The organism is Xanthobacter luteus, assembly GCF_040049235.1.
Lineage (GTDB): Bacteria > Pseudomonadota > Alphaproteobacteria > Rhizobiales > Xanthobacteraceae > Xanthobacter.
On record NZ_JBDZDO010000001.1, the window covers coordinates 1,242,858 to 1,256,515 of the forward strand.

A 13,658-nucleotide genomic window follows, 5' to 3' on the forward strand; every position below is an offset into this window, starting at 1 on the left:
TGCGGCGGCCCCCGTCGCAATGATGTAGTGAGGCTTGGCGTCCACCGGCGCGGAGATGTGCGAGATGCTGCGGCGCGCCGTCCTGATCCTGATCCTCGCTCTCACGCCGGCGCTTGCGGGGGCGGGGGAGCCCGCGACGGCCGAGGCCGCCATCCGCACGCGCCTCGCCGCATGGACCGAAGCCTTCAACCGCGGCGATGCCGCCGCCGCATGCACCCTGTTCGCCGACGATCTGAAATCGGACATGCAGGGCGCGCCCGCCGGCGACAAGGCCGCGGTGTGCGGACGCCTCGCGACGGCGCTGGCCAAGGGCGACCGGACGCTTTCCTATGCCTTCGACATCCACGAGATCCTGGTTTCGGGCGACCTCGCCGTGGTGCGCCTGACCTGGGTTCTCACGGAGGGGCCGGGCGGCAGGCTGCTCGCGCGCGACGAGGGCCTCGACATCTTCCGCCGCGGCCCGGACGGCGCCTGGCGCATCGCCCGCTACATGGCCTTCCCGGTGGAAGGCGAGGACGCGCGGGCAGGAAGCGGCGGGAAATAACGGCGGCAGATTGGGGAACGGTCTTCGGGCCGCGCGCTATTCCGCGGCCTTCTTCGGCGGCTTGCGGCGGCTCTTGGCGGGGATCACGAGATCGAACTCGGCGAGCTCTTCGTCCGTGGGCCAGGTCATGTCCTTGTCCCAGGCCCAGTGCGCGCGGATGTCCTCGTCGCTCATGGCGCGCAGCTTCTCCCAGTCGACCTCTTTGATCGCCCGGTCAGCTTCCTCCAATTGCTTCTTGGTAGGCACGCCGCTCGCTCCGCTTCGCCATCCTCAAAGATATGGCGCGGCGCTTCCTGTTCCGCCACGTCCACACGCACAATAACACATCCTCGCCGATGGCGGCGATGGTCTCGAAGCGCAGCTCGGTCTGGGGCGGCTTCAGCGAACGCCGATCGAGGCGCGGCCTGCCATCGAAGATGCGGCCGGCGACGGAGAGCGGCAAACCGTGCTTGGCGCGGTTCGCCGCATCCTTATCGTCGTCCCATTCGAGATCGTCGGTCTCGCCCATAACGCGCCTCTTGGCGGAATGCCGATCAGGCTAAGCTACAGTAACGGGCTATAAGGAACCCCTAACGATCTCTAAATTTTTCGCTATATTATCATACCTCAGTTCTTGGTCTTGTCCACCAGGGCCTTGGCCTTGATCCAGGGCATCATGGCGCGCAGCTTCTCGCCCACTTCCTCGATCTGGTGGGCGTTGGCCTTGGCGCGGGTGGCCTTGAACGAGGTCTGGTTCACCTTGTTCTCCAGCATCCAGTCGCGCGTGAACTTGCCGGACTGGATGTCGGTGAGCACGCGCTTCATCTCCGCCTTGGTCTCGGGCGTGATGATGCGCGGGCCGGTGACGTATTCGCCGTATTCGGCGGTGTTGGAGATCGAGTAGTTCATGTTGGCGATGCCGCCCTCATAGATGAGGTCGACGATCAGCTTCACCTCGTGCAGGCACTCGAAATAGGCCATCTCGGGGGCGTAGCCGGCCTCCACCAAGGTCTCGAAGCCGGCGCGGATCAGCTCCACCAGGCCGCCGCAGAGCACCACCTGCTCGCCGAACAGGTCGGTCTCGCACTCTTCCTTGAAGGTGGTCTCGATGATGCCGGCGCGCCCGCCGCCGATGGCCGAGGCATAGGACAGACCGAGGTCGTGGGCGTTGCCCGAGGCGTCCTGGGCGATGGCGATCAGGGTCGGCACGCCGCCGCCGCGCAGATATTCCGAGCGCACGGTGTGGCCCGGGCCCTTGGGGGCGACCATCAGCACGTCGAGGTCGGCGCGCGGCTCGATCAGGTTGAAGTGCACGTTGAGGCCGTGCGCGAACAGCAGGGCGGCGCCGTGCTTCATGTTGTCGACGAGGCTGTCGCGGTAGATGTCGGCCTGCAGCTCGTCGGGGGTGAGCATCATCACCACGTCCGCCCACTTGGCGGCGTCCGCCGGGCTCATCACCTTGAAGCCCTCGGCCTCGGCCTTCTTGGCGGTGGCGGAGCCGGGACGCAAAGCGACCACAACGTCCTTCACGCCGCTATCGCGCATGTTGAGCGCATGGGCATGGCCCTGGCTGCCATAGCCGACGACGGCGACCTTCTTGCCCTTGATGAGGTTCAGGTCGGCGTCGCGATCGTAGTAAACGCGCATCAGTGTCTCCTTGTGGGCGTTTTCTTAAGGAATGGTCAGGCGGGAAGCGGGATGCCGAGGAGCGTCACGAGGCGTCCGCGGACTTCCGCCAGGAGCTCTTCGGGTCCGCGCTCGATCAGACCGAAAATGCGTGCGGCCTGATCGACGGCGCGCAACTGGTCGACAAGGACCATGCCCCGGGTTCTCGTGCCGTCCGGCAGGGGCACGTTGTAGGGCCAGTCCCTGATGCGCGAGGTGATCGGGCATATGAAGGCGCGGCGCGAGGTCAAATTGTAGAGTTCCACCGAGACCACGAGCGCGGGGCGTCGCCCCGCCTGCTCGCTTCCTCGGACGGGGTCCAGCTCGGCCCAGACGATGTCACCGGCGGCGAGAGGCATCGTCGCTCTTGCCGGGCGCCGGGACATCCTTGCGGCTGCCAGCGGTGTTCGACCACGCGTCGTCGATGATCTCGGAGCCGACGTCAGGCCCCCAGTCCACCGTTTCAGGCTCATTCTCCGGTCCCAGCCGCTTCATCTCTGCCACCAGATCCTCGATCCGGTAGCGCGGAATCTTCACCTTCGGCTCGGCGTGGATAGAGACCGACGCCCCGTCGCGTTCAAGCTCGACGATGCTGCCCGGACGCAAGCCGAGGTCGTCCGCGATGGACTTGGGAATCCGCACGGCGACGCTGTTGCCCCATTTTGCGACCTTGACCTTCATGGCCGTATCGGACCTTCATTGGATATCCGGGCGTATATCCCCAGCGGGCAGAGGGCGCAAGCCCTCCACTGCCGTCATCGAAACGCTCACATCCCCTCCGGCCCGCGGGAGATCGCCACCACGCCGGTGCGCGCCACCTCCACGAGGCCGAGCGGCTCCATGAGCCAGGCGAACTGGTCGATCTTGTCGGACTTGCCGGTGATCTCGAACACGAAGCTCTCGCGCGTCGCGTCGATCACCCGGGCGCGGAAGGCCTCCGCAAGCCGCAGGGCCTCGCCGCGCGCCTCGCCGACGCCGCGCACCTTCACCATGGCGAGCTCGCGCTCGAGCGCGGTGCCCTCCACCGTGAGGTCGCGCACCCGGTGCACCGGCACCAGGCGGTCGAGCTGGTTCTTGATCTGCTCGATCACCATGGGCGTGCCGGTGGTGACGATGGTGATGCGCGAGAGGTGGCCCTCGTGGCTCACCTCCGACACGGTGAGGCTGTCGATGTTGTAGCCGCGGCCGGAGAACAGGCCGATGACGCGCGCCAGCACGCCCGGCTCGTTGTCCACCAGAATGGAGAGGGTGTGGCGCTCGATGGGCTCGGAGGTGTGGGGCATGAGGGGCTCGGGATGAGGGGTAAGGACGGACGCAATCGGAGCGGGCTCCCTCTCCCCTTGCGGGAGAGGGTTGGGGTGAGGGGTCGCGCGGCTTGCCGGAGATCGGGCTCTTCGCCCGGCCTCCCCCTCACCCTTGGCCCCTCTCCCGCGAGGGGAGAGGGAGAAATGCGGGGTGAGGGGCAAAGGCGCCTCACACCAGCATCTTGCCCTCGTCGGTGATGGCGGCGTCGAGGTCCATGGCCATGTCGCCGAGGATCATCTCGTTGTGGGCGCGGCCCGACGGGATCATGGGGAAGCAGTTTTCCTGCTGGTCGACGATGCAGTCGAAGATCACCGGCCGCTTCACGGCGATCATCTCGGCGATCGCCGCGTCGAGGTCGGCGGGCTTCTCGCAGCGCAGGCCCACGCCGCCATAGGCGTCGGCGAGCTTCACGAAGTCGGGCAGCGCCTCCGAATAGGAGTGGGAGTAGCGCCCGCCGTGCAGCAGCTCCTGCCACTGGCGCACCATGCCCATGTATTTGTTGTTGAGGATGAAGATCTTCACCGGCAGGTCGAACTGCACGGCGGTCGACATCTCCTGCATGTTCATGAGGATCGAGGCCTCGCCCGCAATGTCGATGCACAGCGCGTCCGGGTGCGCCTTCTGCGCGCCGATGGCGGCGGGCAGGCCGTAGCCCATGGTGCCGAGGCCGCCGGAGGTCATCCAGCGGTTCGGCTCCTCGAAGCGGAAGAACTGCGCCGCCCACATCTGGTGCTGGCCCACTTCGGTGGAGATGTAGACGTCCTTGTCGCGGGTCGCCGCATAGAGCCGCTCGATGGCGTATTGCGGCTTGATGATCTCGTCGGACGCCCGGTAGGCGAGGCAGTTGCGCGCCCGCCAGCGGTCGATCTGGGCCCACCAGGCCTCGAGCGCCGCGCGGTCCAGCTCGAGCGCGCGCGCCTTCCAGGCGGCGACGAGGTCGGCGAGCACCCGGCCGCAATCGCCGATGATGGGCAGGTCCACCTTGACGTTCTTGTTGATGGACGAGGGGTCGATGTCGATGTGGATCTTCTTCGAGCCCGGCGCGAAGGCGTCGAGACGGCCGGTGATGCGGTCGTCGAAGCGCGCGCCGATGCACACCATCACGTCGCAGTCGTGCATCGCCATGTTGGCTTCATAGGTGCCGTGCATGCCGAGCATGCCGAGCCACTGGCGCGAGGCCGCCGGGAAGGCGCCGAGGCCCATCAGCGTCGAGGTCACCGGCACGCCGGTGAGCCGCGCCAGCTCGCGCAAGAGGCGGCTCGCCTCCGGGCCGGCATTGATGACGCCGCCGCCGGTGTAGAAGATCGGCTTCTTGGCGCCCGCGATCAGCTCCACCGCCGCGGCGATCTGCGGCGCCTCGGCCTTGAGCTTCGGACGGTAGGTCTTGTGCTGGATGTTCTCGCGGCCGACATAGGTGCCGGTGGCGAACTGCACGTCCTTGGGGATGTCCACCACCACCGGGCCGGGGCGTCCGTTCTGCGCCACGTAGAACGCCTCGTGCAGCACGCGCGCGAGGTCGTTCACGTCGCGCACCAGGTAATTGTGCTTGGTGCAGGGGCGGGTGATGCCCACCGTGTCGCATTCCTGGAACGCGTCGTTGCCGATCAGGTGGGTCGCCACCTGGCCGGTGATGCACACGATCGGGATCGAATCCATCAGCGCGTCGGTGAGGCCGGTCACCGCATTGGTGGCGCCGGGGCCGGAGGTGACCAGCACCACGCCCACCTTGCCCGACGAGCGCGCATAGCCCTCGGCCGCATGCACCGCCGCCTGCTCGTGGCGCACCAGGATGTGCTCGATCTCGTTCTGGTGGAACAGCGCGTCGTAGATGGGCAGCACCGCGCCGCCCGGATAGCCGAAGATGTGGGCGACGCCCTGGTCGGCGAAGGCCTGGATCACCATCTCGGCGCCGGTCATCTGCTTTTCCATTGCCTCAAACTCCTTGGGGCGCCTTCGCGCCGCTCGACCCTGCGGGCGCCCGCGCGCCCCGAACCCGAGGGCCCCGGACGCGGCGTGCCGCCGGCGAAGGGCCCTAGAAACGACGAAGGGGCCCGAAGGCCCCCCATGCGCGCGCCACCTGTCGTCCGACCGACCGTCAGGCCGATCCGGCAGTGGCGCGCCCCCCTACGATAAGGATAACGATGTTGCGCATGACGGCGCCGTCCCTTTCAAAAGTTGCGCGAAATTACCGGCGGTCCCGCACCGCGTCAAGCGTCAATGCGCGCCGGGTGCCGCCGGCACCGGCCCCTGCCGTGATGTTGCCCTATCTTTAGGGTCTCTGTATCAACGTTTCCCCTGGGGGCGGCAAAGAGAAGGGGCGAAGCTCCATGAACAGATTCACGCTCGCGATCGCGGTCGCCGGGGTTGCAAGCGCGCTTGCCGCTTCGGGCGCCATGGCGGACTGCCAGACCGACGCCACGGCGGCGCGCGGCGCGCTGGAGGAGGCCGGCAAGGCGCTGGGCGCAGCCACCAAGCGCACCAAGGACCCCCAGACCCTGTGTCCGCTGTTCCGCAACTATGCCAGCGCCGAGCTGCGCTGGAACAAGTTCCTGGTGGACAACAAGGACTGGTGCCAGGTGCCGGAGCAGGCGATCAAAGCCTCCAAGGCCAGCCTGACGAAGACCAATACCGTGCGCGACCAGGTGTGCCAGGCGGCCGCCGGCGGCGCCGGGCCGGGCGGCCCGGCCAAGCCGCCGCAGCAGGGCTCGATCTCGAGCGCGCTCGGCGTCACCACCGGCTATTCCCTGGGTGGCGCCGGCGGCACCGTGTTCGACACCATCAACGGCAACGTCATGAAGAAATAGGCGCGCGCCTTGAGTTCCACGGACCGGTCCGCCCCCCACGTCGCCGACGCCGCGCGCGGCAATTGGGTCGACCACCACGCGCCCGCCGCGCTGCGGCCCTATCTGCGTCTTGCCCGCGTGGACCGGCCGATCGGCACCTGGCTGCTGCTGCTGCCCTGCTGGTGGTCCACGGCGCTTGCCGCCATCGCCGCCGGCAGCCCGTTCCCCGATCCCGCGCTGCTGGCGCTGTTCGCGATCGGCGCGTTCGCCATGCGCGGGGCCGGCTGCACCTGGAACGACATCCTCGACCGCGACATCGACGGCCGCGTGGCGCGCACCCGCAACCGCCCGGTGGCCTCCGGCGCGGTGAGCGTGCCGGCCGCCTTCGCCTTTCTCGCCCTCCAGTGCCTGATCGGCCTCGCGGTGCTGCTCGCCCTGCCGCGCTTCGCCATCGTCACCGGCATCGCCTCGCTCGGCGTGGTGGCGGTCTACCCGCTGATGAAGCGCGTCACCTCGTTTCCCCAGGTGGTGCTGGGCATCGCCTTCTCCTGGGGCGCGTTGATGGGCTGGGCGAGCGTGTTCCGGGCCATCGAGGATCCGGCTCTGCTGCTGTTCGCCGGCTGCGTCGCCTGGGTGTTCGCCTACGACACCATCTACGCCCACCAGGACAAGGAGGACGACGCGGTCGTCGGGGTGCGCTCCACCGCCTTGTTCTTCGGCCGCAACTCCGCCCTCGTGGTGGGCCTGTGCTACGCGCTGACGGTGGTGCTGTTCGGCTTCGCGCTGCGCGCCGCGGGGGCCGGACCGCTCGCGGTCGCCGGCCTCGCCGGCTTCGCGCTCCAGCTCGCCTGGCAGGTGCGCGCCCTCGACATCGACGATCCGGCGCGCTGCCTCGTGGTGTTCAAGTCCAACCGCGACGCCGGACTGATCCTGTTCGCGGGGCTCGCGCTCGACACGCTCGTCCCGGCGCTGCTCTGACGCCGCCGGCGCCGGCGCCGCACGGCGGGTGCAATGCAGCACGAGGCGCCTTGCCTCCGGCCGCCCCGCCGCCTATTTGGCTCCCCATGAGCGCGATCCCTTCCGCCACGACCTGCGACACCGATGCCTTGATGCGCCCCCTCGCCGAGGCGGTGGCGCGGGCCGGCGCCCTGGCGCGCGACATGCGCGCGGTGGGTGTCGCCACCTGGACCAAGGGCAACGATTCTCCGGTCACCGAGGCCGACATGGCGGTCGACCGCTTGCTCCACGACGCCTTGATGGGCGCCGCCCCGGATGTCGCCTGGCTCTCGGAGGAGAGCGCCGACACCGGCGAACGCCTCGCCGCCGGCCGTCTGTGGGTGGTGGACCCGATCGACGGCACCCGCGCCTTCATGGCCGGCGGGGCCGACTGGGCGATCTCCGCCGCCCTGGTGGAGGACGGCCGGCCGGTGGCGGCGGCGCTCTACGCGCCGGCGAGCGAGGAGATGTTCCTTGCCGCCCGCGGCCGGGGCGCGACGCTCAACGGCGCCCCCATCGAGGCCAGCCGGCGGCAGGCGATCGCGGGCGCGCGGGTCGCCGGCCCGCCGGCCGAGCTCGACGCCTTCCGCCCCAAGGTGGCGTTGAGCCGCATGCCGCGCGTGCGCTCCCTTGCTCTGCGCCTCGCGCGGGTGGCGAGCGGCGAACTGGACCTCGCGCTGGTGGGGGTGAACGCCCACGACTGGGACCTCGCCGCCGCCGATCTGATCGTCGAGGAGGCGCGCGGACGCCTGACCGGCTATGGCGGCGCGCCGTTGCGCTACAATCGGCGCGTGCCGCGGCACGCGGCCCTGTTCTGCGCCGGCCTGCCGCTGCACGCCGCGGTGCTCGCCGCGCGCGGCCCCGTTCCCCTTTCGCCACCCTCCCAAGCGGATATGCCATGACCACCACGGCCAAGAAGCAGCTGCCCCACCTCGTGTTCGGCGGCGAACTCACCGCCCTCGACGGCACCGAGTTCAAGGATCTGTCCAAGCTCGACATCGTCGGCATCTATCCCGACTATGCGAGCGCGGCCGCGGCCTGGAAGGCCAAGGCGCAGCAGACCGTGGACAATGCCCTGATGCGCTATTTCGTGGTACATCTGCACCGCCTTCTGGACCCGGAGACCGGAAAGGCGCATGGCGACTGAAGCGTCCTTGCCCACCGGGGCGCACGATCTTGAAGCGGACGCGCGCCGTCCGCCGCCGGCCCGGCCAAATCCCATCTGGCCAAATCCCATCTGGCCAAGTCCCATCTGGCCAAGTCCCTTCTGGCCAAGTCCCTTCTGGCCAAGTCCCTTCTGGCCAAGTCCGATCTAACCAAGTCCGACCGACCGACCCAAGGTGAGAACAAGAAGACATGTGGCGTCGCATCCGGACCAATCGCGCGTTCCAGCTGGCCGCGGGCTCGGCCTTCGCGGGCTATTTCAAGCTCGTGGCCCACACCACGCGGTTCGTCATCGAGCCGGAGAACATCTTCGACGTCATCGACGAGAAGATGCCGGTGATCGTCACCTTCTGGCACGGGCAGCATTTCCTCACGCCGTTCGCCATGAAGCCGCACCACAAGGCCAAGGTGCTGATCTCGCGCCATGCGGACGCGCAGATCAACGCCATCGCCGCCGAGAAGCTCGGGGTGGGCACCATCCGCGGCTCGGGCGCCACCTCGCGCCACGACTTCCACCGGAAGGGCGCGGTCTCGGCGACCTATGAGATGCTGGAGACCCTGCGCGACGGCATCAACGTGGCCATGACCGCCGACGTGCCGAAAATTGCCCGCAAAGCGGGGCTGGGCGTCGTTACCATAGCACGGTATTCTGGCCGCCCCATTCTTCCGCTCGCCATGGCCACCCGCAACCGCATCACCCTCAAGAGCTGGGATCGCGCCAGCCTGAACCTGCCCTTCGGCCCGGGCGCGGCCGTGGTGGGGGAGCCGGTCTACGTGCCGCGCGACGCGGACGAGGCGCAGCTCGCGGCGGCGCGCGCGCTGGTCCAGGAGCGGCTCGAGGCGGTGACCGCCCGCGCCGAGGCGCTGGTGGGCCGTTCCGGCGGAAGCCGCCGATGAGGCCGCGCTCGCTCACCGTGACCCTGCGCCTCTACCGGGGCGCCAGCGCCGCGGCCGCGCTCCTGACGCCGGCCTGGCTCTCCTACCGGGCGGGCAAGGGCAAGGAGGATCGCGAGCGCCTGCCCGAGCGGCGCGGCGTCGCCAGCGCAGCGCGGCCGGAGGGCCCGCTGGTGTGGGTGCACGGGGCGAGCGTCGGCGAGGTGAATTGCGTGATGCCGCTGATCGAGCGGCTGGCGGCGCGGCGCTTCAACGTGCTGCTCACCTCCGGCACCCTGACCTCGAGCAAGGTGGCGGCGCGGCGCGCGCCGCCGGGCGTGATCCACCAGTTCATGCCGCTCGACGCCGGCCCGTTCGTCTCGCGCTTCCTCGACCACTGGAAGCCGGATCTGGTGCTGCTCGCCGAATCCGAGCTGTGGCCGAACCTGCTCTACGACCTCGGCCGGCGCAAGACGCCGGTGGTGCTGGTCAACGGCCGGCTCTCGCCGCGCTCGGCGCAGCGCTGGTCGCGCCTGTCGCGCAGCGCCCGGGCGCTGCTGTCGCGGGTCGATCTGTGCCTCGCCCAGAGCGAGGAGGACGGCGCCCGCTTCCGCGCCTTGGGCGCGCCGCGGGTGGAGGTGTGCGGCAACTTGAAGTTCGACGTGCCCGCCCCCGCCGCCGAGCCGCAGGCCCTGGCGGCGCTGTCCGCTGCCGTCGGCGCGCGCCCGGTGCTGCTCGCCGCCTCCACCCATGCGGGCGAGGAGGTGCTCGCCCTGGCCACCCACAAGGCGCTGCGCAAGGAGATCGGCGGGCTCCTCACCATCATCGCGCCGCGCCACCCCGAGCGGGGCGAGGAGATCGCCGCGCTCGCCGAGGAGGCCGGCCTCGCCATCGCCCTGCGCAGCGCCGGCGCCCTGCCGGAGGCCGGCACCGACGTCTATGTGGCCGACACGATCGGCGAAATGGGCCTGCTCTACCGCTGCGCGCCGGTGGTGTTCATGGGCGGCTCGCTGGTGGAGCACGGCGGCCAGAACCCGATCGAGGCGGCAAAGCTCGGCGCGGTGGTGCTGCACGGCCCGCACGTGTGGAACTTCACCGCCATCTACGCCCGCTTCGACGCCGACGGCGGTGCGCTGCCGGTGGCCGACATCAAGGACCTCGCCCGGCTCACCTTCGTGATGCTGCGCGACAAGGCGCGGCGCGAGCGGGTGGCGGCTGCCGCCCGGGTCAGCGTCGCTGCCCTCGGCGGGGCGCTGGAGCGCACGCTGTCGGCGATCGAGCCCTATCTCGTCCACATCCGGCTGCGGCACCGATGATCGCGACCGCCCCGGCCTTCTGGTGGCGCCCGCCGGGGCTCGCCGCGGCCGTGCTGGCGCCGATCGGCGCGCTGGTCGGCGCCGAGACGCTGCGGCGCATGGGCAAATCGGGGGGGCGCGTGCCGGTGCCGGTGATCTGCGTCGGCAATCCCACCGTGGGCGGCGCCGGCAAGACCCCGGCCGCGCTCGCTCTGCTCGACCTCATCGCGCGGCGCGGCGGGCATCCCTTCGCCTTGTCGCGCGGCCACGGCGGCACCGCGCCTGTGCCGGTGCGGGTCGACCCGGCGCGGCACACGGCGGCGGACGTGGGCGACGAGCCGCTGCTGCTCGCCCGGCGCGCGCCCACCATCGTCGCCGGCGGCGACCGGCTCGCCGGGGCGCGCCTCGCGGTGGCGGAGGGCGCGACCCACATCGTCATGGACGACGGGTTCCAAAATCCCAGCCTCGCCAAGGACGTGTCCCTGCTGGTGGTGGACCGGGGGGTCGGCGTAGGCAACGGCCGCGTGCTGCCCGCCGGCCCGCTGCGCGCGCCGCTCGGCGCGCAGCTGGCGCGGGCCGACGCGCTGCTGATCGTGGGCCCGGCCCCGGAACCCGACACCTTGCCCGCGCTCGCGGCGCTGGCGCGGGCCAATGGCTGTGCGCCCATCGAGGCGGTGCTGGAGCCAGATCCGGCGGCCGTCGCGCGGCTTCGAGGCCGCAAGCTGTTCGCCTTCGCCGGCATCGGCCGGCCGGCGAAATTCTTCGAGATGCTGGCGGCGCAAGGCCTCGACGTGGTGGAGCGCCGCCCCTTCCCGGACCATCACCTGTTCGGCGAAGGCGAGATGGCGGCGCTGGTCGCGCAGGCCAAGGCGCGCGGCCTCAGCCTCGTCACCACCACCAAGGACGCCGCGCGCCTCGCCGCCTTCACCGGCCTGCGGGCGCTGATCGAGGTGGTGCCGGTGACGCTGCATCCCGCCGACGGAGGGGCGCTCGGCCATCTGGTGGCGCAGGCGGAGGCGCGCGCGGCGGCGCGGATGGCGGGCTCCTGAAAGCGCCGGGTCGCGGGACGCCGGCTCAGCGGCCGGAGATCGCGCGCACCCGGGCCAGCACCGCCTCCGGGTCGGCATAGGCCTCCTGGAGGTCGACGCTCCAATAGCGCAGCTCGTCGAGCGCGATCGGCTGGCCGGTCACGGCGCAGCGCACGAAGCTGCCGGGCCGCAGGATCCGGAATTCGCCGTCGAGGTAGCGGACCTCCGCCTCCCCGTGGGGTTCCGGAAAACGTTCGAATCGATTCATCACGGCGAGACGGTCCCGATCCCCGCTTCGGCCGGATCGGAGGGCCGATCGACGCGGGCTCTTGCTATGAGCTTCGAGACGAGGCCGCCATCCCGGCTGGAACGGCCCGGGCGGCACCGGCTGGTGAAGCGATGCTCCTCAAGATAGTGCTTTGCCTGTCCTGGGGAAAGGTCTCCGGCTCAGGGATCGAACAGGGTCGGCGCGTCGGCGCCCGCCGCGCCTTGCTTTGCCGAGCCCCGGCGCGGCCGGCGCACGGCCCCTTCCCGCGGCGGCGGAGGCCCCTCCCCCGCCCCGGCGCGCACGGCGACGCGGCCGTCCGCGAACTCGATCTCCAGCCCCGCGCCCGGGGCGACCGCCGCGGCGGCGCGCACCGCCTGCCCCTGCGCGTCGCGCACCAAAGCGAAGCCGCGCTTTAGCACGCCGTGATAGGACAGGGCTTCCAGCAGCTGGGCGAGGCTGGCGAGCCGGCGCCGCTCGGCGCGCAGCACCTCGTCCACCGCCCGCCCGGCGCGCCGCCCGAGGTCGCCGAGCGCGCGGCGGCCGGCGCCGAAGGCGAGCCGCTGCGCCCGGCCCGCCGCCTCGAAGCGGGCCGCCTGGGCCGCGAAGCGTTCGCCGGAGCGCGCCATGCGGATGCGCAGGGTCTGCGGCGACAGCCGCGCCGCGGCGAGCCGCACCCGGTGCGCCACCGCATTGGCGGCGAGCGCGCGCGGCAGCCGGTCGGCGGCGCCGTCGAGCCGCTGGCGCGGCGCCTCCATGAGGCTCGCGGCGGTGGGCAGCAGGCGCGCGAGCGCGCGCAGATCGGCGCGCCGGCGCTCCTGGAGCCGCACCGGCGCGGCGGCGAGGCGCGCGCCGAAGCCCTCCACCAGCGCGATCAGGTCCGAGCGCACCGGCACCACCAGCTCGGCGGCGGCGGTGGGGGTGGGCGCGCGCAGATCGGCGGCAAAATCGATCAGCGTCACGTCGGTCTCGTGGCCCACGGCGGAGACCAGCGGGATGGCGCTCTCGGCCGCCGCGCGCACGACGACTTCCTCGGAGAAGCCCAGCAGGTCCTCCAGCGAGCCGCCGCCGCGCGCCACCACGATCACGTCCGGGCGCGGCACCGTCCCGCCTTCGGGCAGCGCGTTGAAGCCGCGGATGGCGGCCGCCACCTCGGCGGCGCTGGTCTCGCCCTGGACCCGCACCGGCCACACCACGACGTCGCGCGGGAAGCGGTCGGCCAGCCGGTGCAGGATGTCGCGGATCACCGCCCCCGTAGGCGAGGTGACGACGCCGATCACGCGCGGCAGGTAAGGCAGCTTCTTCTTGCGGGCGGGATCGAACAGGCCCTCGGCGGCGAGCCGCAGCCGGCGCTCCTCCAGCATCACCATGATGGCGCCGGCGCCGGCGAACTCCAGCGCCTCGATGACGATCTGGTAGCCCGATTTGCCCGGATAGGTTGTGAGCCGCCCGGTGGCCACCACCTCCAGCCCCTCCTCCGGCTTCAGCCGCAGGCGGGCGAAGGTGCCTTTCCAGATCACCGCGTCGAGCTTGGCGCCCTGGTCCTTCAGCGCGAAATAAGCGTGGCCCGACGAATGCGGGCCGCGATAGCCGGAAATCTCGCCGCGCACCCGCACGTGGCCGTAGGCGTCCTCCACCGTGCGCCGCAGCGCGGCGGACAGCTCGGACACGCTCCATTCGGGCGCGTTGACGCGGGTATCCTCGGTTTCTGCCATCGAATCGGATCGCCTGGGCTGCACGAGGTCAGCATAAAGGGGCAGC

Annotated in this window: 17 protein-coding genes; 8 read left to right on the forward strand and 9 right to left on the reverse strand. The window is 70.8% G+C overall.

Annotated elements, in window-relative coordinates; genetic code table 11:
- The first annotated feature begins 34 nt into the window (after positions 1–34).
- Positions 35–544, forward strand: a complete 510-nt coding sequence (locus ABLE88_RS06055) for a YybH family protein (RefSeq protein ID WP_348830539.1) — start codon at positions 35–37, stop codon at positions 542–544.
- Between the two features lie 36 nt (positions 545–580).
- Here the strand turns inward: ABLE88_RS06055 and ABLE88_RS06060 are convergent, their stop codons facing one another.
- From ABLE88_RS06060 to ABLE88_RS06090, 7 genes are all read right to left on the reverse strand, one after another.
- Positions 581–790, reverse strand: coding sequence for a hypothetical protein (locus ABLE88_RS06060; RefSeq protein WP_348830540.1), 210 nt, complete (start codon positions 788–790; stop codon positions 581–583).
- Positions 759–1,052: a BrnT family toxin gene (locus ABLE88_RS06065; protein WP_348830541.1), complete on the reverse strand. Its 294-nt coding sequence runs from the start codon at positions 1,050–1,052 to the stop codon at positions 759–761. The genes ABLE88_RS06060 and ABLE88_RS06065 overlap by 32 nt, the downstream gene beginning before the upstream one ends.
- A 98-nt stretch (positions 1,053–1,150) precedes the next feature.
- On the reverse strand, positions 1,151–2,170 hold the full coding sequence (gene ilvC, locus ABLE88_RS06070; RefSeq protein ID WP_348830542.1) for a ketol-acid reductoisomerase: 1,020 nt from the start codon (positions 2,168–2,170) through the stop codon (positions 1,151–1,153).
- Between the two features lie 35 nt (positions 2,171–2,205).
- Positions 2,206–2,547 (reverse strand): type II toxin-antitoxin system PemK/MazF family toxin, encoded by a 342-nt coding sequence (locus ABLE88_RS06075; protein ID WP_348830543.1) that lies wholly within the window; start codon positions 2,545–2,547, stop codon positions 2,206–2,208.
- Entirely contained in the window at positions 2,528–2,869 is a 342-nt protein-coding gene (locus ABLE88_RS06080; protein WP_348830544.1) for an AbrB/MazE/SpoVT family DNA-binding domain-containing protein, read from the reverse strand. The genes ABLE88_RS06075 and ABLE88_RS06080 overlap by 20 nt, the downstream gene beginning before the upstream one ends.
- A gap of 86 nt (positions 2,870–2,955) precedes the next feature.
- Positions 2,956–3,471, reverse strand: a complete 516-nt coding sequence (gene ilvN / locus ABLE88_RS06085) for an acetolactate synthase small subunit (protein ID WP_348830545.1) — start codon at positions 3,469–3,471, stop codon at positions 2,956–2,958.
- A 190-nt stretch (positions 3,472–3,661) separates the two neighbouring features.
- Positions 3,662–5,422 carry an acetolactate synthase 3 large subunit gene (locus ABLE88_RS06090; RefSeq protein WP_348830546.1) on the reverse strand — a complete coding sequence of 587 codons (1,761 nt, stop codon included), beginning with the start codon at positions 5,420–5,422 and terminating at the stop codon, positions 3,662–3,664.
- A gap of 398 nt (positions 5,423–5,820) precedes the next feature.
- Here ABLE88_RS06090 and ABLE88_RS06095 point away from each other — a divergent pair, with 398 nt between their 5' ends.
- The 7 genes from ABLE88_RS06095 (at position 5,821) to lpxK (ending at position 11,653) form a co-directional block, all read left to right on the forward strand.
- Complete coding sequence (locus tag ABLE88_RS06095) at positions 5,821–6,297, forward strand: hypothetical protein (RefSeq protein WP_348830547.1); 477 nt, start codon at positions 5,821–5,823, stop codon at positions 6,295–6,297.
- 9 nt (positions 6,298–6,306) lie between these two features.
- Positions 6,307–7,254, forward strand: a complete 948-nt coding sequence (gene ubiA / locus ABLE88_RS06100; RefSeq protein WP_348830548.1) for a 4-hydroxybenzoate octaprenyltransferase — start codon at positions 6,307–6,309, stop codon at positions 7,252–7,254.
- Between the two features lie 86 nt (positions 7,255–7,340).
- Positions 7,341–8,174 carry a 3'(2'),5'-bisphosphate nucleotidase CysQ gene (locus tag ABLE88_RS06105; protein WP_348830549.1) on the forward strand — a complete coding sequence of 278 codons (834 nt, stop codon included), beginning with the start codon at positions 7,341–7,343 and terminating at the stop codon, positions 8,172–8,174.
- A complete protein-coding gene (locus ABLE88_RS06110; RefSeq protein WP_348830550.1) occupies positions 8,171–8,419 on the forward strand; it encodes a DUF4170 domain-containing protein in 249 nt (82 codons plus the stop codon). The genes ABLE88_RS06105 and ABLE88_RS06110 overlap by 4 nt, the downstream gene beginning before the upstream one ends.
- Positions 8,420–8,628: 209 nt before the next feature.
- Positions 8,629–9,333, forward strand: coding sequence for a lysophospholipid acyltransferase family protein (locus ABLE88_RS06115; protein ID WP_348830551.1), 705 nt, complete (start codon positions 8,629–8,631; stop codon positions 9,331–9,333).
- A complete protein-coding gene (locus ABLE88_RS06120; RefSeq protein WP_348830552.1) occupies positions 9,330–10,625 on the forward strand; it encodes a 3-deoxy-D-manno-octulosonic acid transferase in 1,296 nt (431 codons plus the stop codon). The genes ABLE88_RS06115 and ABLE88_RS06120 overlap by 4 nt, the downstream gene beginning before the upstream one ends.
- On the forward strand, positions 10,622–11,653 hold the full coding sequence (lpxK, locus tag ABLE88_RS06125; RefSeq protein ID WP_348830553.1) for a tetraacyldisaccharide 4'-kinase: 1,032 nt from the start codon (positions 10,622–10,624) through the stop codon (positions 11,651–11,653). Before ABLE88_RS06120 ends, lpxK begins: the two co-directional genes overlap by 4 nt.
- 25 nt (positions 11,654–11,678) lie before the next feature.
- Here the strand turns inward: lpxK and ABLE88_RS06130 are convergent, their stop codons facing one another.
- Together ABLE88_RS06130 and xseA are read right to left on the reverse strand one after the other, a co-directional pair.
- Complete coding sequence (locus ABLE88_RS06130) at positions 11,679–11,900, reverse strand: DUF2093 domain-containing protein (RefSeq protein ID WP_348830554.1); 222 nt, start codon at positions 11,898–11,900, stop codon at positions 11,679–11,681.
- A 179-nt stretch (positions 11,901–12,079) separates the two neighbouring features.
- Positions 12,080–13,612 (reverse strand): exodeoxyribonuclease VII large subunit, encoded by a 1,533-nt coding sequence (gene xseA / locus ABLE88_RS06135; protein ID WP_348830555.1) that lies wholly within the window; start codon positions 13,610–13,612, stop codon positions 12,080–12,082.
- Positions 13,613–13,658: the final 46 nt, after the last annotated feature.

What these genes read in the sequence shown, in the direction of transcription:
- ABLE88_RS06065 (WP_348830541.1), bottom strand. Translation starts at nt 1,052, where the DNA reads ATGGGCGAGACCGACGATCTCGAATGGGACGACGATAAGGATGCGGCG.
- ilvC (WP_348830542.1), bottom strand. Translation starts at nt 2,170, where the DNA reads ATGCGCGTTTACTACGATCGCGACGCCGACCTGAACCTCATCAAGGGC.
- ABLE88_RS06075 (WP_348830543.1), bottom strand. Translation starts at nt 2,547, where the DNA reads ATGCCTCTCGCCGCCGGTGACATCGTCTGGGCCGAGCTGGACCCCGTC.
- ABLE88_RS06080 (WP_348830544.1), bottom strand. Translation starts at nt 2,869, where the DNA reads ATGAAGGTCAAGGTCGCAAAATGGGGCAACAGCGTCGCCGTGCGGATT.
- ilvN (WP_348830545.1), bottom strand. Translation starts at nt 3,471, where the DNA reads ATGCCCCACACCTCCGAGCCCATCGAGCGCCACACCCTCTCCATTCTG.
- ABLE88_RS06090 (WP_348830546.1), bottom strand. Translation starts at nt 5,422, where the DNA reads ATGGAAAAGCAGATGACCGGCGCCGAGATGGTGATCCAGGCCTTCGCC.
- ABLE88_RS06095 (WP_348830547.1), top strand. Translation starts at nt 5,821, where the DNA reads ATGAACAGATTCACGCTCGCGATCGCGGTCGCCGGGGTTGCAAGCGCG.
- ABLE88_RS06105 (WP_348830549.1), top strand. Translation starts at nt 7,341, where the DNA reads ATGAGCGCGATCCCTTCCGCCACGACCTGCGACACCGATGCCTTGATG.
- ABLE88_RS06110 (WP_348830550.1), top strand. Translation starts at nt 8,171, where the DNA reads ATGACCACCACGGCCAAGAAGCAGCTGCCCCACCTCGTGTTCGGCGGC.
- ABLE88_RS06115 (WP_348830551.1), top strand. Translation starts at nt 8,629, where the DNA reads ATGTGGCGTCGCATCCGGACCAATCGCGCGTTCCAGCTGGCCGCGGGC.
- ABLE88_RS06120 (WP_348830552.1), top strand. Translation starts at nt 9,330, where the DNA reads ATGAGGCCGCGCTCGCTCACCGTGACCCTGCGCCTCTACCGGGGCGCC.
- lpxK (WP_348830553.1), top strand. Translation starts at nt 10,622, where the DNA reads ATGATCGCGACCGCCCCGGCCTTCTGGTGGCGCCCGCCGGGGCTCGCC.
- ABLE88_RS06130 (WP_348830554.1), bottom strand. Translation starts at nt 11,900, where the DNA reads ATGAATCGATTCGAACGTTTTCCGGAACCCCACGGGGAGGCGGAGGTC.
- xseA (WP_348830555.1), bottom strand. Translation starts at nt 13,612, where the DNA reads ATGGCAGAAACCGAGGATACCCGCGTCAACGCGCCCGAATGGAGCGTG.